Annotated in this window: 1 protein-coding gene; it reads right to left on the reverse strand. The window is 49.5% G+C overall.

Annotation, left to right across the window (positions count from 1 at the left end):
* Positions 1 to 416 (reverse strand): collagen-flanked surface repeat-containing protein (locus ACTHR7_RS10740; protein WP_440370797.1); only part of this gene is annotated, 416 nt, incomplete at both ends.

The raw sequence follows: 416 nt of genomic DNA on the forward strand, positions 1-416 counted from the left end.
TCGCCTTTGGCACCAGTTGCACCGTCTTTAACGATGGTAGTAGTGGTATTACCGTTACCGTCTTTGATGGTTACAGTGTGGGTACCGTTGCCGTTGTCTTTAACGTTGGCTTCAGCGTTCTTACCATCGGTACCGGTTGCACCAGTTGCGCCGGTATCGCCTTTGGCACCAGTTGCACCGTCTTTAACGATGGTAGTAGTGGTATTACCGTTACCGTCTTTGATGGTTACAGTATGAGTGCCATTGCCGTTGTCTTTAACGTCGGCTTCAGCATTCTTACCATCAGCACCAGTTGCACCGGTATCGCCTTTGGCACCAGTTGCACCGTCTTTAAGGATGGTAGTAGTGGTATTACCGTTACCGTCTTTGATGGTTACAGTGTGGGTACCGTTGCCGTTGTCTTTAACTTCGGCTTC

This window comes from Neisseria sp. P0007.S010 (assembly GCF_051962875.1).
In the GTDB taxonomy this organism is placed as follows: domain Bacteria; phylum Pseudomonadota; class Gammaproteobacteria; order Burkholderiales; family Neisseriaceae; genus Neisseria; species Neisseria subflava_A.